Raw genomic sequence first — 23,300 nt, forward strand, 5'->3', positions numbered from 1 at the left:
CTGTAATGAGTGCCCACCATAGGTTGTGGGTGAATGTTTCACGTGAAACATCTTCACCATTACGATGTTTCGCGGATGAATTGAGTAATGGCGTGATGTACCTTCCCGGGATGTCCCTGAATCATATGACCACCTGTGTCAAAGAGGACCGTGGTGAGATTCGGGTATCGGTGCAGAGACGCCTGTACCTGCCCCTGTGGGGGAGCGAAAGGAACAACCCGATCATCTTTTGCGTGGAGAAGAAGAACGGGTGGTTTTAGCGTCTCAACAGGGTAATGTTCATAATGTACCGCCATATCTGGATTCGTGATCGTGGCATCAATATCTATTCCTGCCTGCCGTTCACGTAGTGGGAGCATCCCATAAATAGTGTTTGAAGGCAGCCCAAAGATCAGTTGAAAGAAGGGGGACAGCAACCACATTAGGTAGTTGCGGTTTACTACAGAGGCAGGCCCCATGCGCCCGGGCAGCTTTTGTGGCTTTTTATCCCAGACAGGGGCGGAGCTGAGAAGAATAAGGCCTGAGGCACGTTCTGGGTAATCAAGGGCGAAGCGAATAGCGGGTGTTCCTCCGGCTGAGGCTCCCAGAACATAGACTTTTTCAATATTTAAAGTATCTAGAAGTTCAAGAAGTGCGGCGGCCTGTTCCTTCGGAGTTCCGTTTTTGGAGATACTGCTGCCTGGATAGCCGAAACGTGATGGGGCGATAATCCTGTAGGGTTTAGAGAAATCCTTCACATTTTCAGTGGCTTGGTCGTATCCTCCGTAAAGTCCGTGAAGGGAGAGGATAATCGGCGCAGACGTGTTCGCGCAAGTAGTTGCAGGTGGAATATTGAGGTATGCCATCTCGCCGTAGTTAAGATGTGCCACCTGTACCGGATATGATGCTAGTTTGGCTGCGGCCTTGTGTACCGCCCGGTAGCATCGTATGCCTTGAACTCCCAGGTATGCAGCGGTGGTGAGAGCCATTCCACCGAGAATACGTTTACCCCATTGTGAACCTGTCTGCCGCCTTAATGAGGTGCTAAAATCGCCACCCATGAGTACCCTAACTCTCTTGCCTGCTTCATACAACAATAGCGCCGCCTGTACCGGTACACCACCCCAAAAGAACCGAATAGGCATTGGTGTGCAGGCGGTCTTTTCTGAAGTCAGTAATCCACTGACGTCCCCGCAACACCGGTTTCAGTGTTAGGCTGAGGAACAACGGTGAGCGGAAGCTCTCCGTATCACCGTGTGACACGGAAATAGTAAGGACGGTGTTTTTTGTGAAACACTCCGAAAAATACTCATCATTCTACCGCCTGAGGGTGAATCCTTGGGTGAGTATGTTTATTGCTTTTCTTATCCTTCTGGTGATCTCGCCCCTGATTACACAGGGTATTTTCACCCTGTACCCCTCCGTTAGTGCCGGTGATCATCCTTTGTTCTCCAGTGCCCGATTATTGTTGCCCTCCGCATTAACCATTACGGGGATACTTGTGTGGGCGCGGACTATGGATAAACTCTCGCTTAAAGACCTGGGCCTGACGCAGAAGAAAGTGTTTGTATCCTGGGTGATTGGTTCCCTGTGTGGGGCAGGACTTATTGCAGTGGTATTAGTCGGGTTGATCCTGTTGGGAGCCGCTCATCTCTCATGGGGCGGCGTATCTTCTGCTGCCCCCATTCTCTTAGGCGCTCTTGTGTATGCCGTACAAGGACTATCTGAAGAGGTTGTTTTTCGGGGGTATCTGCTAAATGTCATGAGTTCTCGGTGGGGCATGGTGGCAGGTATTCTGGTGAATTCTGCGCTTTTCTCTCTGTCCCATACTTTCAATGCGGGGTTTAGCATTATTGCTTTTATTAACCTGTTTCTAGCGGGTACGGTACTGGCATCGCTGTACTGGCTGAGTGCAAATGTGTGGTTGGTGAGTGCCGTACATGCGGCCTGGAATTTTACATTGGGTATTATCCTGGGCGGGGTGGTTAGCGGAACCACTCAACCTGTTCACCTTTTGACGCTGCACACAGAGCAGGGAAATTGGCTAATAACTGGTGGCTCCTTCGGGATTGAGGGTTCGCTGAGCTGTTTCGTTGTTCTCGTAGCGGTTCGTGCCGTGTTATGGCGCCGAGTGGTTCACCGCTACTCAATTACTAGCCCTTTTCCTCAACGTTAAAAAGTTGATTTATCAGGATATTTCTCCAATGTTTCACGTGAAACATAGCAAAAGCTGCGTTGCGAGCAGGCCTGTGGGAGAGAGTCTCTGCAGCTGTTAAAGGGTAAATAAATCCTACACATCTTCTTCTATAAACCCTAGACTTAAAGTGCAGGTTTTCATAGTTGACTCTGCGGAAGGCAGGTGGCGCATGCTACAAGTTCAAAACCTCAGCAAGAGGTACGGCGAAAAGACTGCCGTTAATGATGTTTCCTTCACGGTTCCCGACGGTAAAGTCACCGGGTTTCTGGGACCAAACGGAGCCGGTAAATCCACAACGATGCGCATGATTGTGGGGCTTGACCGCCCCACTGCCGGTACGGCGCTGGTGGATGGTTCGCAATATACTTCCCTTAAATCCCCGCTGGGTTCTGTGGGTGCGCTTCTGGAAGGGAAAACCCATCCCGGCCGCAGCGCATACAACCATTTACGTTCTATCGCGTACACGCATAATATTCCGCTCGCTCGCGTGCACGAGGTAATTGAAATGACCGGCTTGAACGCGGTCGCTAAACGCAAAGTGGGCGGATTCTCTCTCGGTATGGGGCAGCGTCTGGGAATAGCGGTGGCGCTGCTGGGCAATCCGCACAATGTTATTTTGGATGAGCCCGTGAACGGCCTTGACCCGGAAGGCGTGGTGTGGGTGCGTCAGCTTGCTAAGCACCTGGCTTCCGAGGGTCGGGCGGTACTGATTTCTTCGCACCTGATGAGTGAGATGGCGCAGACTGCCGATGACCTTATTATTATTGGCCGCGGTCGCCTTTTGGAGCACACTTCGTTGAGTGAGCTGCTTTCCCGGGTGGGAGGGCACCGTGTTCTGGTGCGCACCGACGAGCGGGAACGGTACGCGCAATTGCTGAACCACTATTCCATTCAGCATACTCCCGTCGATACCGACGGGCTGCTGGTGAGCGCGGATGCGCGCGCCCTAGCAGAACTGGCCTTTAATGAGCATATTCTGCTGTACACTCTCGCCCCGCAAGAGGCAAGCCTTGAGGATGTGTACCTTGAGATTACTCGTTCTGAGGTGGAGTATGCATCAACTGCTGTTGCTGGTTCCGGACCGGTGAACAGTCAGCAGCCCGTTGCTATGGATCCCACTGGTGGGGCACCGCAAGCCCCGTACACCGCCCCGGAGATGGGGCAACAATTCGTTCAGCAGCAACCCCAATACACGCAAGCCCCAGCGAACACTCCGTGGTCGTCTGCGCCCGCAAACGGTAATGGCGCCGAGAATATAGGGAGGGAATAATACCCATGAGTACAGCAAAGACCGCCCCGGTGGCTAAGAATTTATCGCCTATCGGGGTTGCCCGTTCGGAGTGGCTGAAAATGCGTTCCTTGCGGTCACAACAGATTCTGTTTGTGGTAACCATCGTTGTTCTTCTGGGCCTTACGATGCTTCTGGCGCCCATGTTGAACCTGCAGCTGGCGGATTATGAGAAGCACGCTGGCCAGCAAATTGTAAACGGTGAGGTGGTGAGCGGCTCTGAGGTTGTGAACCAGATTAAGGAGTCTTCGTACTCTATTGGGGTTGTGGGTGCCTCACTGGCGGGTATTATCCTCTCCTCAATGGCGACTGTTTTTATCGCTACCGAGTACGCTACTGGCTCCATCCAGATTACTCAGCTGACGGTGCCACGCCGGTCCCTACTGTATTTCACTAAAGCGCTCGTGGCCTCTGTTGTGGCTTTTCTGGTTGGTACGCTGGGTGGCATTGTCGCGTTCTTCTTAGGGCAGATGATGCTTACGGAAAAGTTGCGTGTTTCGATGGATACCGGGGTGCTGCGTATTAGCCTGATGCTTGGCTTCTACCTGGTGGTACTGGCCTGGATGGGTTTTGGCTTTGGTGCGCTTTTGCGTAATAGCGCTGGGGCTATCGTGCTGGTGGCTGCCATCCTCTTTGTGGCGAGTATTGTGCTGGGCATCTTTAAGGTAACGGGCCAGGACTGGGTAGATGACGCGATGAAGTATTTGCCGTCTTCACTCAGTAACGATGTGATGATCTACCACAAGGACAAGATTAAGGGTGACCCCAGTTATGAGGTGCGGTGCCTGATTCTTAGCTTGTGGGGTATTGTTCCGCTGCTGGCGGGCTGGATACGCTTTAAACTCTCCGACGGGTAAATACGAAGTATTCCCGAGCTAGTACTGTGGAGCTCTCTGTGCTGTATGTGCCTCACTGGTTGCCGCGTACCCGGTGTTTTATCACGGGTCGCGGCAACCAGTTTATGTACCCGCACGGGGTGCGGCTTCGCCCGTGGTGGCTTGAATGGTGAGGATTTCATATACCCTAGAACTATGCCTGAAACGAAGACGCGCGTCCGTAAAAAACTGTTCCCTAGCACCCAGCTGCTTATGACCACCGTGTTTCTGGAGGTTGCCACTGTTTGCCTGCTGGTGCTTTCATGGGCTCCAATCGGCTCTTTTGAGACGGCTCTTGCACTTTTCCTGGTGGCAAATGTGCTGGGGATTATTACGGCCAGTATCGCCTTTATCTGTGCCATGGTCGGGTTTTTTAAATTTGCCAGGTACCGTATTGTCAATATTATTTTGGCGCTGGTGTCGATCGTTATTAACCCTCTCACTTTAGGGTTTATTCTTACTTCGCAGAACAGCTAACGATTTGACGGTTTATATTTCTCAGCAACCGCCGGGCCGGTTCACAGCATTTTTTCAGAAAAACCTCATGGTCTGCCAAGGTTGCTAGTGTTTACTATTAAGTGTTGGTTCGAGAGGACTGCGATGTGAATGTGTGTGTTTCGTTATAGCGGGAATGCTGAACCGCTATATCGGAAAAGAAATTGGCGAGACCATGGCGGTCTCGCCAATTTTCTTTTAACACTTTATGAAGAGCTCTGGCCGCTATTTTCTGGGGAAAATACTGAGTAAAGCACCGGTATGCACAACGCCGGGATTGTGAGTTCCTGCCGCGGATACGGTGGTGGGGTAAATGAGTCGCACAGCCCTGTATGTCAGCATCATGAAGACTTCTCAGTGTGCTGAAGGTTTCGGTGCGTTGAAGAGAACACCGGAAGTGGTGATATATACATCTTTATGAATAGTATTAGTTTTTAGGTGAGGCTCAGGGGGCCTTTGTTGGTTGTGCATAAAAATCACATCCTTATGAATAATTTTCAACTTTTTGATATTTTCAGTTCTAGTTCAAAGTCTCCCTGAAATACCCATATGTCCGGTGACTGTACGCTTTATCGTCCCACTCACCTGCGGATAAAGTAGGTGCACCGCTAACTCTCTGATTCACAGTTTTTATTCAGCTCTGGCTAACGGGGAATAAAGGGCTGTAACCCATAGTTGTAATAGTTGGTTCGAGAGGACTAACTGAAAGTTGGAATTTCCTTGCGGAAGTGGCTCTGATTTTCGTATGTATGTGTGTGATTAGTTTGGGCGGTACCTTTGGGCGCCGCCCAAACTTTTTAACATGCTGTTCCCTGCCGTAAGACGCAAGGGCAAGAGGGGAGATCGTCTGCGGATAATGTGTGGCCCATAGGATACGATGACAGGTGTAGAATAAAGTCATATAAATATTGCGTATTTAATGCGAAATAAAGGCTTTAAGGAGAAATGCTGTGTCCAAGACCCCGAATGTTCCCGGTACTGATCGTCCCGCTGAAAAAGCCGCTGGACACTGGCTTCTTGCGCAGCTTGGCAAGAAAGTGCTGCGCCCTGGGGGACGCGAAACCACTAACTGGCTATTACGACGCGCGCTCGGTGGACAGATTGACGTAGTTGAGTTCGCCCCCGGCTTGGGGATTACCGCCGCCGAAATCATTAAACGTCAACCCAAGACCTACACCGGCGTAGATCTTGACCCCAAAGCGGCCGAGATCGTGCGTGGACGCATTGGTGATAACCCCAACTACACGGTCGTGAACGCCGGGGCTCAGGAGACCGGGCTGCCCGATGCCAGCTACGACGTGGTGGTGGGGGAGGCCATGCTGACCATGCAGACCGATAAGCACAAGCTTGAGATTATGCAGGAGGCCGCCCGCATCCTCCGCACCGGCGGCTACTACGCCATTCACGAGCTGTCGCTAACCCCCGACTACCTGCGTCCCGAAGTGCAGGAAGAAATTCAGAAGGACTTGGCACGAAGCATTCGCGTGAATGCCCGCCCGCTGACTGTTGCGGAATGGACACGAATCGCAGAAGAAGCCGGATTTGAGGTGCTGGATGTGTACCAGACCGAGATGGCGCTGCTAGAGCCCAAACGCATGATCGCCGACGAAGGTATTGGTGGGGTTGCCAAGATTATGTTTAACCTTGCCCGCAAACCGCAGATTCGCGAACGTGTGCTGGGGATGCGCAGCGTATTCCGCCGCCACGCCGACCACATGGGCGCTATTGGGCTGATTCTGCGTAAGAAATAAAAGTGAAGCTTGCGGTCTTTCCTCTCCGCAAGATTCACACACATATGGTGGGGCCGGGGAGTCTTTAAATACTCACTACGGTAAAGGCGGGCCCGGCTTCACCCTCATATTTACTTCATCAGCGCGTGCCTGCTGCGGCGCGGTGAACTATAGGTTATGACGGGAGGTGGGACGATGAGCCGTATCCTCTTCTCGCCTGAAAGCTTCAATATGGGCGAGACCACCAGGGGGATCGAAATAGCGCGCGCCGCTGTAAAACACGGACATGAGGTTCTTTTCCACGTCTATTCACCCCGACACCTGAAACTTATAGAGGACGCCCAACTGCCGGTGTGCCTGAGCGAACCTCTCATGTCTGAGGCCGAAGCGGATCAGCTCATGGCGCTGGATCAGGGCAGGGGAGTGCGGCATCCTTTCACTACCGAGAAGGTGCGCCGCAGGGTTGCCGCTGAACTTGTGGCCATTCGTACCTTTAAAGCGGATGCTGTGGTGATTGGTTCGAACCTGACGATGCTCATCTCCGCGCGTGTGGCAGGGGTACCGCTATTCTATGCGCGCCCTTACGCATACTCCACCACCTATTTTTCGGCTGCCCCCGAGAGGGAGAGGGCTGCGGCACCGGGGTGGGTGCGTGCCTTGGCGCAGGTAATTTCTTATAAACCGGCGTCGTTTACAGCCGTGGCGCGTGAGTACGGGCTGAAACTGCCGCGCCGTACCGTCGATATGCTCAGCGCCGACGTAAACCTTATCTGTTCTCTTTTTACCGAGCTGCGCGGCGACCCGTTAAGGGCACCGGATGTCAGCGTGGGGCCGATCTTCTACCGTGCCCCCGGCGGGCTTCCGCCGATTGTTCGGGAACCTAAAAAGCGACCACTGATCTACGTGGGGATGGGCTCGTCCGGGTCTGCGCACATCCTGGCGGCGGTGCTTCGGCAGCTTTCCTCAGCACCGGTGGATGTGCTGCTCGGCGGTGGGATGCTGTTATCGGATGTGGATGCGCGTTCGCTGGGTCATAATATCCACCGCGCGGGAACTGTTCCGGCTCATCTGCTCGCCGGGCACATTGATGCCTCAATAACGCACGGTGGTGAAGGAACCGTACAGACTGCGTGCCTGGCGGGGGTACCGTTCGCTGGTATCGCCATGCAGGCCGAACAGCGCTGGAATATTGAGGAATGTGTGCAGTACGGCAACGCCCTGCGCTTTACAAAACATGATGTGCACCGAGGCCAGATGCGCGACATCCTGAACCGTTTGCTCTCAGACGAGGCCATGCGTGCCAAGGCACGGCAGCTTGGCGAGGCAATGCGCGGCATGGACGGTTCAACCTGCGCCGTTGAGGTGATTGAGGACTATCTGAGAAATCGTCATCCCCTGTAAAACAGCGAAACTTTATGCACAGAACACACAGCGAGGTGAAACGATGAATATTGTGGTTGTTGGAGCGTCGGGCTATGCGGGGCGCCATATTGTGGAGCAGGCACATCGTCGCGGGCATCGGGTACGTGCCGTGGTGCGCGATAAGGCTCGGGCCGAGAGTGCTGGGGCGTGGGGTGCACCATCGCTGACGAACATGGTAGATGAATGGGCGGTTGGTGATGTAACCGACCGTTCCTGGGCGGCAGGGGTGTGCGATGGCGCTGATGCGGTTATTTCGGCACTGGGGGTGACCCGGCAGAAGGCCGACCCGTGGGATATTGACTACCGTGCGAACCTGAATATTTTGGAGTCTGCGCGCGCCCATAATGTCACCCGTTTTTGCTATGTGAACGCCATACACGCCGAGTTGATTCGTTCACAGCTCACGCGGGCGAAGACGGCTTTCGCACAGGCGCTGATCCAGTCGCCGCTGGCGCATCAGGTGGTGAGCCCGAGCGGGTACTTCTCGGATATGAGCTCTATAGCACAGATGGCGCGCCGTGGCCGGGTGTATCTGCTGCGGCCGCAGGGGCAGGTAAACCCCATTCATGGGGCGGATGTTGCCGCATACTGCCTTGATAAGGTGGAATCTGGCCAGGAAGGTTCCTACGATATTGGCGGTCCCGAGGTCCTCTCATGGCGCGAGGTGGCGCAGTACGCTTTTGAGGCGGTGGGGCGCCCCACGAAGATCACGGTTATTCCGCCCCGGTTAGCAGATGGTGCAGTGAAGGGGATCGGACTTATCAAACCGCGCGTGGCCGATACTTTATCGTTTATGCTGTGGGGCTTAACGCATGATTGTGTGGGAGAGACGACCGGCACCCATCGTTTGCTTGATTTCTACCGCACCCAGGTTCAGGGTCTTTGAGTGTAAGGTGCATCTTGAGCGTACTCTCTCGTACACTGTTTGAGTGAGCTGGCGCTTGGCGCGTAACCGTCAAGAGGCAGAAGGTTGTCCTCAACGTTCAGGGAGAGACGTGTCTGAAACACCCGTTGATTATGGTTCCCGCACCCTACCGCATGATGATGTGGCGGAGCAGTCTGTGCTGGGTGGCATGATGCTTTCGAAGGACGCTATTGCGGATGTGGTGGAGACCCTGCGGTCCACCGATTTTTATAAGCCAGCCCACGAGATTATCTATGAGGCGGTGATTTCGCTGTATGGGCATGGTATGCCTGCTGATGCGATTACTGTCTCTGACGAGTTGAAGAAGCGTGGGGAACTGACTCGCGTGGGTGGGGCCACCTACCTGCATACGTTGATCGCCGCCGTCCCTACCGCAGCAAACGCTCAGTATTACGCGGATATTGTGAAGGAGCACGCGATTATGCGTCGCCTGGTTGAGGCAGGCACAAGGATCGCGCAGCTGGGGTATTCGAGCGATGGTGAGGTCGATGCGCTTGTTGATAAGGCGCAGGCCGAGGTATATGCGGTTTCTGATGGTAATACTGCCGAAGACTATGTGACGTTTTCTGAGGCGCTTGAGGCGACCGTGAATGAGATTGACGCGAACGCTAACCGCCCCGACGGGGTGTATGGGGTTCCCACGGATTTTATTGAGTTTGATGAGCTCACCGGTGGTTTGCATCCGGGGCAGATGATTGTGATTGCGGCCCGCCCGGGTGTGGGCAAGTCTACGTTGGCTCTTGATTTTGCGCGTTCTGCAGCGATTCACCATAACCAGTGCACCGTATTTTTCTCGCTGGAGATGAGCCGCACTGAACTTGCGATGCGTATCCTCTCGGCTGAGGGAACTATTTCGATGTCGCGACTGAAGAAGGGTGATCTTGACCAGGACGGGTGGACCCAGCTGGCGAATTTGCAGGGCAAGATTAATGGTGCGCCTCTGTTTATTGATGATTCTCCAAATATGACTCTGATGGAGATCCGGGCGAAGTGCCGCCGTCTGAAGCAGCGCCATGAGTTGAAGATGGTGGTGCTGGATTATTTGCAGCTGATGAGCTCGGGAAAGAAGGTTGAGTCGCGTCAGCAGGAGGTGTCGGAGTTTTCTCGTAGTCTCAAACTCTTAGCGAAGGAGCTTGAGGTTCCGGTGATTGCGTTGTCTCAGCTGAACCGTGGGTCGGAGCAGCGTACCGATAAACGCCCCATGATCTCTGATTTGCGCGAATCGGGGTCAATTGAGCAGGATGCAGACATGGTGATTCTGCTGCATCGTGAGGATATGTATAACCCCGATACCGATCGCGTGGGTGAGGCGGATATGATGATCGCTAAGCACCGTGGCGGTCCGACCCGCACGATTCCGTTGGCGTTTAGCGGTAAGTATTCGCGGTTTGCCAATATGGCCTTTAGCGATGCGCCCCCGCAGTACGAGGGGTAGCACTGGCGCTTTATGTGCGGGTAAACGACCGTGCTGACGCGGGTACACCAGGGCTCCCAGACTGCAGCTGTTATGTGTGGTGTAGTTCATGGTGTGTGGATTTGCGTGTTGTGTGGGGGGTGTGTATAGTTGTATGAGTCGCCGCGGCGAGGGGCCCTGAAGGGGTGCTGTTGATGTTGTGGTTGGCTCTGAATGATGACTGTCTGGGGGGCTTCTGCGTGCCTGTTGTGGGTGTGTGGTGGTGTCCTGGGGTGGTGTGTTGTTTGAGAACTCAATAGTGTGCTTTTTTGGTTTCGAGCAAATTGTTTTTGTTTGGAAATGTGATACCAATTATTTTATTTATTTTTTGATTGATGACCGTTTGTGGTTTCAATTGTGTCAGCGTGGATCGTGCACCCCCGTGTACGGTTTGTGTTGGTGTTTGAGATCGGGTTGTCAGGCTTTTTGTTTTGTAACGGAGAGTTTGATCCTGGCTCAGGACGAACGCTGGCGGCGTGCTTAACACATGCAAGTCGAACGATGAAGCGGTGCTTGCACCGTGGATTAGTGGCGAACGGGTGAGTAATACGTGAGTGACCTACCTTTGACTCTGGGATAAGCCTGGGAAACTGGGTCTAATACCGGATACGACCAATCTCTGCATGGGGTGTTGGTGGAAAGCGTTATGGAGTGGTTTTAGATGGGCTCACGGCCTATCAGCTTGTTGGTGAGGTAATGGCTTACCAAGGCGACGACGGGTAGCCGGCCTGAGAGGGTGACCGGCCACACTGGGACTGAGACACGGCCCAGACTCCTACGGGAGGCAGCAGTGGGGAATATTGCACAATGGGCGCAAGCCTGATGCAGCGACGCCGCGTGAGGGATGACGGCCTTCGGGTTGTAAACCTCTGTTAGCATCGAAGAAGCGAAAGTGACGGTAGGTGCAGAGAAAGCGCCGGCTAACTACGTGCCAGCAGCCGCGGTAATACGTAGGGCGCGAGCGTTGTCCGGAATTATTGGGCGTAAAGAGCTTGTAGGCGGTTGGTCGCGTCTGCTGTGAAAGGCCGGGGCTTAACTCCGGTTTTGCAGTGGGTACGGGCTAACTAGAGTGCAGTAGGGGAGACTGGAATTCCTGGTGTAGCGGTGGAATGCACAGATATCAGGAGGAACACCGATGGCGAAGGCAGGTCTCTGGGCTGTAACTGACGCTGAGAAGCGAAAGCATGGGGAGCGAACAGGATTAGATACCCTGGTAGTCCATGCCGTAAACGTTGGGCACTAGGTGTGGGGGACATTCCACGTTTTCCGCGCCGTAGCTAACGCATTAAGTGCCCCGCCTGGGGAGTACGGCCGCAAGGCTAAAACTCAAAGGAATTGACGGGGGCCCGCACAAGCGGCGGAGCATGCGGATTAATTCGATGCAACGCGAAGAACCTTACCAAGGCTTGACATGCATTAGATCGCGTCAGAGATGGCGTTTCCCTTCGGGGCTGGTGTACAGGTGGTGCATGGTTGTCGTCAGCTCGTGTCGTGAGATGTTGGGTTAAGTCCCGCAACGAGCGCAACCCTCGTTCTATGTTGCCAGCGGTTCGGCCGGGGACTCATAGGAGACTGCCGGGGTCAACTCGGAGGAAGGTGGGGATGACGTCAAATCATCATGCCCCTTATGTCTTGGGCTTCACGCATGCTACAATGGCCGGTACAGAGGGTTGCGATACTGTGAGGTGGAGCTAATCCCTTAAAGCCGGTCTCAGTTCGGATTGGGGTCTGCAACTCGACCCCATGAAGTCGGAGTCGCTAGTAATCGCAGATCAGCAACGCTGCGGTGAATACGTTCCCGGGCCTTGTACACACCGCCCGTCAAGTCACGAAAGTTGGTAACACCCGAAGCCGGTGGCCTAACCCTTGTGGGGGGAGCCGTCGAAGGTGGGATTGGCGATTGGGACTAAGTCGTAACAAGGTAGCCGTACCGGAAGGTGCGGCTGGATCACCTCCTTTCTAAGGAGCTCAACTATATTGGTTGGCCATGCCATCTGCGAGTGTCGGATGGGTGGTTTGCTCATGGGTGGAATGTCATGTTTCCTGGTTTGTGGTGGGGCCATTGAGGTGCGCTGTTGGGTTTTCGGGCTGCACGCTGTGTGGTCTGTGTGACTGGCTGGTGCTGGTGCTGGGGGTTTTCTCTGGTGCTGGTGGTGGTGTGGTTTGTTGTTTGAGAACTGTATAGTGGACGCGAGCATCTTCTGGAAGCTGTGCTGTGCACCCGCCTGTTTTGTGTGTGGGTGTGTGGTGAGTTTTCTGTGATTTTTTCTTTGATTGTTTGTAAGTTGTTAAGGGCACACGGTGGATGCCTTGGCACTAGAAGCCGATGAAGGACGTGTGAATCTGCGATAAGCCTCGGGGAGCCGATAACTGGGCGTTGATCCGAGGATGTCCGAATGGGGAAACCTTGCTCATTGTTATGGTGAGTGACCGCTGGTTGAATGTATAGGCCAGTTGGGGGGAACGCGGGGAAGTGAAACATCTCAGTACCCGCAGGAAGAGAAAATAATAATGATTCTGTTAGTAGTGGCGAGCGAAAGCGGAAGAGACTAAACCTGTGGTGTGTGATACCGGTCGGGGGTTGCATCATGGGGGTTGTGGGAGGCGTCGTGGCAGTTCTGACCGGCTGTTGGCGTGATGTTCAGGATGGTAGGTGAATGGTCTGGGAAGGCCGACCGGAGTGGGTGAGAGTCCCGTAGCTGAAATTGTTCTGACCGCGTGGCGTTTGTCCCGAGTAGCACGGGGCTCGTGGAATCTCGTGTGAATCTGCCAGGACCACCTGGTAAGTCTAAATACTTTCTAGTGACCGATAGTGGATCAGTACCGTGAGGGAATGGTGAAAAGTACCCCGGGAGGGGAGTGAAAGAGTACCTGAAACCGTGTGCTTACAAGCCGTTATAGCCCCCGTTGTGTGGGGTGGTGGCGTGCCTTTTGAAGAATGAGCCTGCGAGTTAGTGTTTTGTCGCGAGGTTAACCCGTGTGGGGTAGTCGTAGCGAAAGCGAGTCTGAATAGGGCGTTGTAGTGGCAGGATCTAGACCCGAAGCGGAGTGATCTATCCATGGCCAGGTTGAAGCACGTGTAAGAGCGTGTGGAGGACCGAACCCACCTAGGTTGAAAACTGGGGGGATGAGCTGTGGATAGGGGTGAAAGGCCAATCAAACTCTGTGATAGCTGGTTCTCCCCGAAATGCATTTAGGTGCAGCGTTGCATGTTTCTTGCCGGAGGTAGAGCGACTGGATGGCTGATGGGCCCGCGAGGGTTACTGACGTTAGCTAAACTCCGAATGCCGGTAAGTGAGAGTGTAGCAGTGAGACAGTGGGGGATAAGCTTCATTGTCGAGAGGGAAACAGCCCAGACCATCAACTAAGGCCCCTAAGCGTGTGCTAAGTGGGAAAGGATGTGGAGTTGCTGAGACAACCAGGAGGTTGGCTTAGAAGCAGCCATCCTTGAAAGAGTGCGTAATAGCTCACTGGTCAAGTGATTCTGCGCCGATAATGTAGCGGGGCTCAAGTACACCGCCGAAGTTATGGCAATCAGTCCTTGTGGCTGGTTGGGTAGGGGAGCGTCCTGCATGAGGTGAAGCTGCCACGGGAGTGTGTGGTGGATTGTGTGGGAGTGAGAATGCAGGCATGAGTAGCGAATCACGGGTGAGAAACCCGTGCGCCGGATGATCAAGGGTTCCAGGGTCAAGTTAATCTGCCCTGGGTTAGTCGGGGCCTAAGGCGAGGCCGACAGGCGTAGTCGATGGATAACGGGTTGATATTCCCGTACCAGTGAAGAACCGTCCATACTGATATTGTGATGCTAACCATGCCGAACACAGTGTGCTGCTCTTTTGGGTGGTGTGTTGTGGGGTGTGTGGGACCCAGGCTTTGGAGGTAAGCGTGTTAACAGGTGTGACGCAGGAAGGTAGCCAAGCCACGCGGTGGTTGTCGTGGTCTAAGCGTGTAGGATGGTTGGTTGTTAAATGCGCCAGCTGTGTGTCTGAGACGTGATGGGACCCCGTTGTTGGGGGATTTGGTGATCCTATGCTGTCGAGAAAAGCATCGGCGTGAGGTTTGAGCTGCCCGTACCCGAAACCGACACAGGTGATCAGGTAGAGAATACTAAGGCGATCGAGAGAATCATGGTTAAGGAACTCGGCAAAATGCCCCCGTAACTTCGGGAGAAGGGGGGCCCTGAGCGTGATCTGCCCGTGCGGTGGGGAGCGTGTAGGGGTCGCAGAGACCAGGGGGAAGCGACTGTTTATCAAAAACACAGGTCCGTGCGAAGTCGTAAGACGAGGTATACGGACTGACTCCTGCCCGGTGCTGGAAGGTTAAGAGGAGTGGTTAGCCCTTTTGGGGGCGAAGCTGCGAATTTAAGCCCCAGTAAACGGCGGTGGTAACTATAACCATCCTAAGGTAGCGAAATTCCTTGTCGGGTAAGTTCCGACCTGCACGAATGGAGTAACGACTTCCCTACTGTCTCAACCATGAACTCGGTGAAATTGCAGTACGAGTAAAGATGCTCGTTTCGCGCAGCAGGACGGAAAGACCCCGTGACCTTTACTATAGTTTGGTATTGGTGTTTGGGTTGGCTTGTGTAGGATAGGTGGGAGACTGTGAAGCCGCTACGCTAGTGGTGGTGGAGTCGTTGTTGAAATACCACTCTGGTCAATCTGAGCGTCTAACTTCGGGCCATGATCTGGTTCAGGGACAGTGCCTGATGGGTAGTTTAACTGGGGCGGTTGCCTCCTAAAGTGTAACGGAGGCGCCCAAAGGTTCCCTCAGCCTGGTTGGCAATCAGGTGTTGAGTGTAAGTGCACAAGGGAGCTTGACTGTGAGAGTGGCGGCTCGAGCAGGTGCGAAAGCAGGGACTAGTGATCCGGCAGTGGCGTGTGGAAGCGCTGTCGCTCAACGGATAAAAGGTACCTCGGGGATAACAGGCTGATCTTGCCCAAGAGTCCATATCGACGGCATGGTTTGGCACCTCGATGTCGGCTCGTCGCATCCTGGGGCTGGAGTCGGTCCCAAGGGTTGGGCTGTTCGCCCATTAAAGCGGTACGCGAGCTGGGTTCAGAACGTCGTGAGACAGTTCGGTCCCTATCCGCTGCGTGCGTTGGAGAATTGAGAAAGGCTGTCCTTAGTACGAGAGGACCGGGACGGACGAACCTCTGGTATGTCAGTTGTACCGCCAGGTGCATGGCTGATTGGCTACGTTCGGGAGGGATAACCGCTGAAAGCATCTAAGCGGGAAGCTTGTTTCGTGATGAGTTCTCCTGGCACCTTTTGGGTGTGTGAGGTTCCCTGTAGATGACGGGGTTGATAGGCCGGGTATGGAAGCGCTGTAAGGTGTGGAGTTGACTGGTACTAATAGACCGAAGGCTTACAATATAGTCATTTTTGTGTGTTTGTGTTCACTGTACAGTTTTGAGGCAACAAACCATTCTTTACGGGGGTAATCCCCGTAAAGAGGGTAGGTTGCAACAGGTAAAAGACCCTTCGGGGTCTTTTTCTGTTTAATAGGGTATTGGTATTGCCGCGAAAGAGATCCTATGGTTTATCTATACTCGGAAGGGATTCGCCTCATACCCGTCATATTTCTGCTCACCCGAAGATCTTCCTCGATGCACTATTCTGCTGTGGGGTCTGCTGGTACGTTGAGAGTATGACTACTTCTCAAACAGCCCCATCCATGAATGACTTAACGCTTTTAGAAGAAGACCGGAAAGAACTCATTGGCTGGGCCGCACGCTGCGTCCGTCGGCTCCTTCCTATCTTTGAGAAGCATCGCCCTTTAGACCGTCGACTTCATGATGCACTTGAAGCGGTTGAGTATTTTCAGCGAGGAACACTATCTGTTGGTGCTATGCGTCAGCAGGCTTTCCTCTGCCACGCTGCGGCTCGTGAGTGCACAGATCGCTCCGCTCAGGCTGTAGCCCGCGCCTGTGGGCAAGCGGTGGCAACGGCCCATATGGGTGCCCATGCACGCAATATTGGGCGCTACACGCGCAAAGCGCTTTCGGGGAAACTCTTGACCGAAGAACTCGAATGGCAACGCGCACATATTCCTGCTCGGTTCCACAGCTATGTTTTTGGGTGCTAAGCATACGTACACACCCCTAGAGAGCAATAAGGGGCCAGAGAAGCCAATTATATGGTCTGTACTATATGGGGGTCTGTGATGGCTTCCCAGAGGCTTCTCCGTTTGGGGAGCGGCTGTACACCTGGGAAACCGAACACAAATTACCGCTCATCGTCCTCCGAGGGTTGGGCGGTGAGCGCCTCAATCACAATACCTCCAAAACGGGCATTCTTCGCCTCGCAGGTTATTCCATCAACATAGCAGGTTGAACTGGGGTAGATTTCTTGCAGTCCGGTATTGGCGTAATATCCATAAAATCCGCCAATCAGCGTTACACCCGAGCTATTGGGAGCCGGCAGCGCCTGTATATCGTAGAAAACGACCGGGCGGCCAGACCGATCGGTCACCCGTGCAGAACATTGGGAACAGAGCGAGCGAGGGTAACGTTCTAAAGTCTTCACAGGCTTAGAACAAACGGGGCATGTGATTTCAATGAATGGTGGCTTGACCATGTGAGATTCCTTCGGGCAGGTAGGTGACAGCATAGACACGTTGGAGGGCGTGGAGGGCGACAGCCCCACTGCTTTTATCTTAGAGGTGAGTGTCCATGGTGAAAATGGTGTGCACCAAATAGAACACGGGCATGAAGCTAGGCATTAAAGATCCGGCAGCCTCATAAGGCTATCTAAGTTATGTGGGTTTACGTAAGATATGCTTATGAAACGTTTTACGACCGACCACCTCACAACCTTCGCAGCAGTCATTGAGCACGGTACCTTCGATGCGGCAGCTGAAGCCTTGAGAGTAAGCCCCTCCGCAATATCACAGCGCATCAAAGTCATGGAGCAGCTCGCGGGCAAGGTTCTGCTGCGGCGCACCAACCCGGTAACCCCAACCCAGGCCGGGCAAAGCGTACTACGCATTGCCCGGCAGAGCGAGTTTCTGCAGCTGGAACTAGAACGGGAACTGGTGGGTGAGGGCGGGTTTCAGGCTGTATCCATAGCCCTGAACGCCGATTCCCTCGCAACATGGTTCCTGGAGGCGGTACGTATGCTCGCCCACGAAGACGAAATCTTCTGCGACTTACGCCGTGAAGGTGAATTCCACTCATCGGCCTTGCTTCGATCCGGGGAGGTTATGGCTGCTATTACCTCACGGCCCGGAAAAATCCCCGGATGTTCAGTCGACTACCTGGGTGTGGCACGCTACTGGTGCGTCGCAGCACCGGAATATATGAGCCGTTACCTGCCAGGTTTCCCCTCCGCTACCACTCGTGAAGAACTCAACCGTGCCCCTGTGGTGGAATACGACCGCAAAGACTTTGTGCAGGAAGCGGCGCGTGTCCTCATAGAGGAAGATATGAAACTGCCGCCAAGCCTCGAACCTGAACAGAGCCCCACCATATATATTCCTTCCTCACCTGATTATGCCCGCGCGGTCTATGAAGGGGTTGCCTGGGGACTGTTACCGCAAGCTCAGTGCAGTGAACATTTTGCCACCAATACGCTGGTGAAGCTTTCCACCAAACCTGTTGAATTCCCCCTGTACTGGCAGCACTGGAACATTAACTCACCCGTATTAGAAACCGTGAGCCGCAGGGTCGCTGAGGCCGCCAAAACAGGACTTTTAAGCTCATAAATGACCGCTGGGTGTCGGGCATCAAAGCGGACTGTATATGCGCATGTCGTTACTTCGGTGCATGTGCCGCAACACTAAGCGGTACATCTAGGATCCCGGTAGGAGTCACAGCGGCTATTGTGCTGCTTGCCCCCATGTTGCACTATGTAGTGATTTCTCAGGTACACGGGAGCAACTACTGTAGTCTGCTTATCTATACCTCTATGACTATATAGAGTTCACATACTCTTAATATTCATATTGACCAGTATTTATGTATATATTGGAATATTATAAAATAATGGTTTTGGATGTTACTGGAAAGGGCCATTGGAAAGCACTATCACCCGAATTGTCTTCACAATCTTCCCCATCATTAGTGCGTTTTCAGACACGCTGCGCACCGTCCATACTCCGCACGCCGTACGCCCGCCGTCGCGCTCACCCACACCATGGCTGAGCTCCTGATGCTCACCATGCTCATGAGTATCTTTCAGCGTGGAACCGTGTGCGGCAACCTCAACCAGCCTGCGGTGTAACGGTGAGAGGCCTCATTGCCCCGCCCTAACGCTGAAGCAGCAAAGTCACCACCCAAAACAAGGCGCCAGCAGCCACAAACCCAATAAGCGCCCACCGTCGCAGCTTTGTCTCAAAAATGGCGGCGCGAATATCCTCACGCTTCTCCCGTGGCTGCTGCGGATCCACCGGCGCCAGGTTCGCGGGGTTTGTCACCTCCGGCTTGGGGGTCTCAGCGGAGTCAGACGGCTGCTCACCCATACCGGCTACCGCCAACGCGTCATCATCAGCATGCTCACCATCAGTGCACCAATCCCGATTGTGATATTCCACATGCCAATGCCTGCGATCGGGTAAAGACCCTCAAAAATGTAGTACACAACAATCCACAGCAGGCCCACCGCCAAAAACGAGAACATAATCACCCGGTACCACAGCGGAGTCTGGTCCCTCAACGGCTGACCCTGCTCCATCTCCTCCGCAACCTTGCGCAGACGCTCCTCATTCAACGTATCCCGGGCGACTACTTTCTTCTGCTCCGCCTTCTGCTTCTTCTTAGCGTCTTTAGCCTTAGCGCCGCTGCTCTTAGAAGCGCTGCCCTTCTTCTTTTTTGCCTTGGCCGAACCAGACATAATTTCCTCCGCATAACACTCAGTGGGTAGCCTTATTATGTACCTTAGAAACTATCTTTGCAGACTCCCGGGATGATTTCACCTTTCACCCGCGTTGAGCCTAAAGAAACACGGAAGACATAAACCACAAAGGACAGCATGAGTCACACCCCCACCAAGGCGCACGCGCCCGGTAAAACACGCCTACAATGGACCGTGCAAATCCTCGGCGAGCTACTGATCACCGCAGGGTTTATACTGCTGCTCTTCGTGGCCTGGCAGCTCTGGTGGACCAATATCGCCGCCGACCGGTCCCAAGCCCAAGCCGTCGATTCCCTCGTTAAAGAATTCGGTGAATCACGCACCGTTACCGATTGGGACCCCAAAAACCCGCCCGAACCGCTCGCAGAACCCGCGCACGGGCAGGCGTTTGGTGTGGTCTACATCCCCCGCTTCGGGGAAGACTATCAGCGCCCCGCCGCCCAAGGCAGCAGCAACGACGTGATCGACGCCCTCGGGCTGGGCCACTACGAAGGCTCCGCCATGCCCGGAGGCGTCGGCAACTTCTCACTCGCCGGGCACCGCCAAACCCGCGGTAAAGTGCTCAACGATATTGACCTGCTCCAAAACGGTGACCACATTTATGTGCGCACCAAAGACGGCTACTACACGTACACCGTGTACGAACAGAAAATCGTGCAGCCCCACGAGGTGGACGTCATTGAACCCGTGCCCGGGCATCCCGGGCAAAGCCCCACCGAGCGGATTATGACACTCACCACCTGCCACCCGCGCTACGGCGACACCGAACGGTACATTGTGCACGCCAAATTTGAGTCCTGGCAGCCCGCATCCGCCGGGGCACCCGCCGAAATCGCCAAAGTAGCCAACAACAACCCTGCTTAAGAGAGGAAAACACACAATGTACGGATGGATCTTCCGCCACCTGCCCGGACCTCTCTGGGTTCGTATTATTACCGCCATTCTGCTGATCCTGCTGGTCGTCTATGTGCTCATGGAATTCATCTTCCCCAATTTCGCGCAGTACGGCCCGTTCAACCTCGACGTCACCATTAACCATTAGCAGCCCCACCCGAAAGAAAACCATGACACGCATCCTCGTTATCGACAACTACGATAGTTTCGTCTTCACCCTTGTGGGATACCTGCAGCAGCTCGGTGCCGAAACCACCGTAATCCGCAACGATGAACACGACCTCGACACCGTGCTCGCACTCGCAGCAGAGCATGACGGGGTGCTTATCTCACCCGGCCCCGGTGCCCCTGCAGACGCCGGAGTCATTATCGACACCATCAAGTGGGCCGCCAACACCCACAAACCCCTGCTGGGCGTGTGCCTGGGACACCAAGCAATCGCTGAAGCCTTCGGCGGCACCGTCACCCACGCCCCCGAGCTCATGCACGGTAAAACCTCCACCCTGGTGCACGAAAACGACTCGGTGTTCAAAGACGTCCCAAGCCCCTTCACGGCGACCCGCTACCACTCGCTTGCCGTAGTCCCCGACACCATGCCCGAGGTGCTGCAGGTTACCTCCACCACCGAAAACGGCATCATTATGGGGCTGCGCCACCGCGAAGCACCCATGCACGGTGTGCAGTTCCACCCAGAATCGGTGCTCACAGAAGGCGGCTACCTCATGCTCGGCAACTGGCTTGAAGAAATCGGGGTACAAGGCGCCGCGCAGCACGCAAAAACGCTTTCTCCACTCATTAGCTAACCCGGCCAATATACAAACACCACAATGCCCCCAGCAGGCTGCTGGGGGCATTTCGTATGCGTGTATGTGTGGTGCAAAGGAATAGGAATGGGGTGGGCTTCCCGGATAACCGGAGAACCCACCCCACTAGCCGTTCAGCGTTTACACGCCCGGGCGGCTACCGGCGGTTATTGTTGTTATTTCCGTTATTATTCCCGCCATTATTATTGTTATTCCCGTTGTTATTGTTGTTCCCGTTGTTCCCGGTATCACCGCGGTTACCGTTATTATTCCCGCCATTTGCCGGGTTGCTTGCAGGTGCTGACGGGGCCGCCGGTGCCGCAGATGCTGAGGCGCCACTCGTCGGCGCAGCAGTCGGCTGCTGGTTCTGGTTACCGCCGGTGCCGGTGCCAGCATTCGCGCCGCCGCCAGACGTATTCCCGCCGGTGCCGGTGCCGCTATTGGCACCGCCGCCGGACGTATTGCCGCTACCGGACGTGCCCGAACGTGCCGACGCCGAGGGAACCGGTGCCGCCGTAGCAGTCTGCGCCGGGGCCTTCGCCACACGGATAGTGATGGTGCTGTTCTGCTCCACCAGGGTGCCCGCCGCAGCGCTCTGAGCGATCACAGTACCCGCCGGGGAAGCACTCGTCTGCACCTCCTCAACATTCGTGCTCAGGTGCGTATTCGGGTCAGTCAAGGCAGCCACCGCCTGATCCTTCGTCAGACCCACCAGCGACGGGACCTTCACCTTACCGGAAGAAAGCACCAAATCGACGGTCTGGCCCGCCTCAACAGCCGCGCCCGGCTCAAGAACCTCACCGGACTGATTCGTCAGCGACACCACCATACCCGCAGGGACAGTCGCGCTCTCAACGGTCGTCACACGCCCGTCCACAACGCCCATCTCCTTCAGAGCGTTACGCACATACGCCTCGCTCTGACCCTGCAAATTATCCGGAATCACCAGCTTCTTCGGGCCGTTGGAAACCGTCAGAGTCACCTTTGCGCCCTTATCAATCATGGTGCCCGCAGTCGGGTCGACACTAATCACGTCGCCCTTCTTCACGGTATCCGAGAAGGCGTTCTTATACTCCAGCGTGAAACCCAGGTTACGCAGCTGGGTGTCCGCCTCATCCTTCGACACGTTAGCCACCGACGGCACCGCAACCTGCGGCACCTCATTCAGCTTATTCTGGTAGTACAGCACCGAGCCCACACTAAAGGCCAGCAGGGCCACAATCAGCGAACCGATCAGCACCTGCAGCCAGGCGCGCTTGCGGGGAGTCTCCGGCTCAACCTCCTCACAGGCGTCATAATAATCCTGCTCAAAGAAATCATTCAGCCCCGCCTCCTCATCAGGCGGCGGCTCCATCGTCCCGGTATTCTCACCCTGGTAAGGTGCAAAAGCAGCCGCACCCAAGGCAGGCTGGGCGACCGTAGCATCATCATCGGCAGAACCGAACGCCGCACGCAGCGCCTGGGCAAACTCATCCGCCGACTGGTACCGCTCATTCGGGTTCTTCGCCAGCCCGCGCATAATCGCAGCATCCAGCTGCGGCGGAACCGGCAGCGGAGAAAAAGCGCTCGGCGGCTGAGGAGCCTCCGACAGGTGCTTAGCCGCCAAATCCACATTCGACTCGGCATCAAAAGGGGTACGTCCGGCCACCATCTCATAGATCACGCACGCAGCGGAGTAAATATCGCTGCGGGTATCCACCTCGTGGCCGCTCACCTGCTCCGGCGACATATACCGGGCACTACCAAGCACCACATTCGCCTTCGTCAGGGCCTCGCCTGCCTCCTCAAGGGCGCGCGAAATCCCGAAATCCATCACCTTAATCTTCCCTGACTGGCCCAAGGAAATATCCTCATCAGTCAGCGGCAGAACCATAATGTTCGCGGGTTTAATATCGCGGTGAATAATGCCCATATCGTGGCTGTACTGCAGTGCACCCAGCAGCTGATCGGCGTACGCCATAGCCTCACGCACCGGAAGATGCGCCCCTGACGACAGCACCTCACGCAAGGTGCGGCCGTTCACCAGCTCCATCACAATATATGGGATGCTCCCATCCTCAGCGCCGGGCTGGGCCCCCTCAAAACCATACTCTTGGGGTGTGGTCGGGGTGGGTGAGTAGGCACCGGTATCGTACACCGCCACAATAGCGGGGTAGTTCAGTGACGCGACAGCCTCGGCCTCGCGCTTAAAACGTATACGGAACGTCTGATCTTGGGCCTGCTCCGGTCGAAGAATTTTCATCGCGACCTTACGGCCCAAACGGGTGTCCTCCGCCGAGTAGACAGTAGCCATCGCCCCGGTGCCAATAACATCAAGCACCTTATAGCGATCATCTACCATATCGGGAACCAACAGGTCCATACAATCTCCTGGTCTAGGGTCAGA

18 protein-coding genes and 2 rRNA genes are annotated in these 23,300 nt (G+C 54.8%); 15 read left to right on the forward strand and 5 right to left on the reverse strand.

The features are described from left to right. Window positions 1-59: 59 nt before the first annotated feature. Window positions 60-1,040, reverse strand: coding sequence for an alpha/beta fold hydrolase (locus tag I6I94_RS06260; protein WP_201620511.1), 981 nt, complete (start codon window positions 1,038-1,040; stop codon window positions 60-62). Between the two features lie 455 nt (window positions 1,041-1,495). On the opposite strand from I6I94_RS06260, the gene I6I94_RS06265 reads away from it, so the two are divergent. The 11 genes from I6I94_RS06265 (at window position 1,496) to I6I94_RS06315 (ending at window position 16,452) form a co-directional block, all read left to right on the forward strand. Beyond that, entirely contained in the window at window positions 1,496-2,155 is a 660-nt protein-coding gene (locus tag I6I94_RS06265; protein ID WP_201620512.1) for a CPBP family intramembrane glutamic endopeptidase, read from the forward strand. Window positions 2,156-2,345: 190 nt separating this feature from the next. Beyond that, window positions 2,346-3,446: an ATP-binding cassette domain-containing protein gene (locus tag I6I94_RS06270; protein WP_006887414.1), complete on the forward strand. Its 1,101-nt coding sequence runs from the start codon at window positions 2,346-2,348 to the stop codon at window positions 3,444-3,446. Between the two features lie 5 nt (window positions 3,447-3,451). Continuing rightward, window positions 3,452-4,321, forward strand: a complete 870-nt coding sequence (locus I6I94_RS06275; protein ID WP_128087256.1) for an ABC transporter permease subunit — start codon at window positions 3,452-3,454, stop codon at window positions 4,319-4,321. A 174-nt stretch (window positions 4,322-4,495) separates the two neighbouring features. Beyond that, window positions 4,496-4,816 carry a hypothetical protein gene (locus I6I94_RS06280; protein WP_023133388.1) on the forward strand — a complete coding sequence of 107 codons (321 nt, stop codon included), beginning with the start codon at window positions 4,496-4,498 and terminating at the stop codon, window positions 4,814-4,816. Window positions 4,817-5,784: 968 nt separating this feature from the next. Further along, window positions 5,785-6,585: a class I SAM-dependent methyltransferase gene (locus I6I94_RS06285; protein ID WP_126854434.1), complete on the forward strand. Its 801-nt coding sequence runs from the start codon at window positions 5,785-5,787 to the stop codon at window positions 6,583-6,585. A gap of 174 nt (window positions 6,586-6,759) precedes the next feature. After that, on the forward strand, window positions 6,760-7,965 hold the full coding sequence (locus tag I6I94_RS06290) for a glycosyltransferase (protein ID WP_128087255.1): 1,206 nt from the start codon (window positions 6,760-6,762) through the stop codon (window positions 7,963-7,965). A gap of 43 nt (window positions 7,966-8,008) precedes the next feature. Then, window positions 8,009-8,872, forward strand: coding sequence for an SDR family oxidoreductase (locus tag I6I94_RS06295; RefSeq protein ID WP_128087254.1), 864 nt, complete (start codon window positions 8,009-8,011; stop codon window positions 8,870-8,872). Window positions 8,873-8,981: 109 nt separating this feature from the next. Next, the gene (gene dnaB / locus I6I94_RS06300; protein ID WP_006887412.1) at window positions 8,982-10,346 is read left to right on the forward strand and encodes a replicative DNA helicase; all 1,365 of its coding nucleotides are present in this window, start codon (window positions 8,982-8,984) and stop codon (window positions 10,344-10,346) included. A 451-nt stretch (window positions 10,347-10,797) separates the two neighbouring features. After that, window positions 10,798-12,323, forward strand: a 16S ribosomal RNA gene (locus tag I6I94_RS06305). A gap of 319 nt (window positions 12,324-12,642) precedes the next feature. Further along, window positions 12,643-15,740: ribosomal RNA gene (locus I6I94_RS06310) — 23S ribosomal RNA — on the forward strand. Together the 16S and 23S rRNA genes form the textbook arrangement of a ribosomal RNA operon. Before the next feature lie 274 nt (window positions 15,741-16,014). Beyond that, window positions 16,015-16,452 carry a putative immunity protein gene (locus tag I6I94_RS06315; protein WP_201620513.1) on the forward strand — a complete coding sequence of 146 codons (438 nt, stop codon included), beginning with the start codon at window positions 16,015-16,017 and terminating at the stop codon, window positions 16,450-16,452. Between the two features lie 140 nt (window positions 16,453-16,592). Here the strand turns inward: I6I94_RS06315 and I6I94_RS06320 are convergent, their stop codons facing one another. Next, window positions 16,593-16,838: a hypothetical protein gene (locus tag I6I94_RS06320; protein ID WP_236588824.1), complete on the reverse strand. Its 246-nt coding sequence runs from the start codon at window positions 16,836-16,838 to the stop codon at window positions 16,593-16,595. A 310-nt stretch (window positions 16,839-17,148) separates the two neighbouring features. Between I6I94_RS06320 and I6I94_RS06325 the strand changes: the two genes are divergently transcribed. Further along, window positions 17,149-18,069: an ArgP/LysG family DNA-binding transcriptional regulator gene (locus tag I6I94_RS06325; protein ID WP_201620514.1), complete on the forward strand. Its 921-nt coding sequence runs from the start codon at window positions 17,149-17,151 to the stop codon at window positions 18,067-18,069. 543 nt (window positions 18,070-18,612) lie between these two features. On the opposite strand, the gene I6I94_RS06330 is transcribed toward I6I94_RS06325, so the two are convergent. After that, the gene (locus I6I94_RS06330) at window positions 18,613-18,825 is read right to left on the reverse strand and encodes a long-chain fatty acid--CoA ligase (RefSeq protein ID WP_128087252.1); all 213 of its coding nucleotides are present in this window, start codon (window positions 18,823-18,825) and stop codon (window positions 18,613-18,615) included. Between the two features lie 5 nt (window positions 18,826-18,830). Next, window positions 18,831-19,196 carry a cell division protein CrgA gene (locus I6I94_RS06335; RefSeq protein WP_201620515.1) on the reverse strand — a complete coding sequence of 122 codons (366 nt, stop codon included), beginning with the start codon at window positions 19,194-19,196 and terminating at the stop codon, window positions 18,831-18,833. 138 nt (window positions 19,197-19,334) lie between these two features. On the opposite strand from I6I94_RS06335, the gene I6I94_RS06340 reads away from it, so the two are divergent. The 3 genes from I6I94_RS06340 to I6I94_RS06350 are packed head-to-tail and all read left to right on the forward strand — an operon-like array spanning window position 19,335 to window position 20,914. Next, window positions 19,335-20,081, forward strand: coding sequence for a class E sortase (locus I6I94_RS06340; protein WP_037233982.1), 747 nt, complete (start codon window positions 19,335-19,337; stop codon window positions 20,079-20,081). A gap of 16 nt (window positions 20,082-20,097) precedes the next feature. Continuing rightward, window positions 20,098-20,259: a hypothetical protein gene (locus I6I94_RS06345; RefSeq protein WP_037233979.1), complete on the forward strand. Its 162-nt coding sequence runs from the start codon at window positions 20,098-20,100 to the stop codon at window positions 20,257-20,259. A gap of 22 nt (window positions 20,260-20,281) precedes the next feature. Then, window positions 20,282-20,914, forward strand: a complete 633-nt coding sequence (locus I6I94_RS06350; protein ID WP_094758717.1) for an aminodeoxychorismate/anthranilate synthase component II — start codon at window positions 20,282-20,284, stop codon at window positions 20,912-20,914. A gap of 157 nt (window positions 20,915-21,071) precedes the next feature. Here the strand turns inward: I6I94_RS06350 and pknB are convergent, their stop codons facing one another. Then, window positions 21,072-23,276, reverse strand: coding sequence for a Stk1 family PASTA domain-containing Ser/Thr kinase (gene pknB / locus I6I94_RS06355; RefSeq protein ID WP_128087250.1), 2,205 nt, complete (start codon window positions 23,274-23,276; stop codon window positions 21,072-21,074). Window positions 23,277-23,300: the final 24 nt, after the last annotated feature.

It is taken from the genome of Rothia aeria (genome assembly GCF_016726365.1).
Taxonomy (GTDB): domain Bacteria; phylum Actinomycetota; class Actinomycetes; order Actinomycetales; family Micrococcaceae; genus Rothia; species Rothia aeria.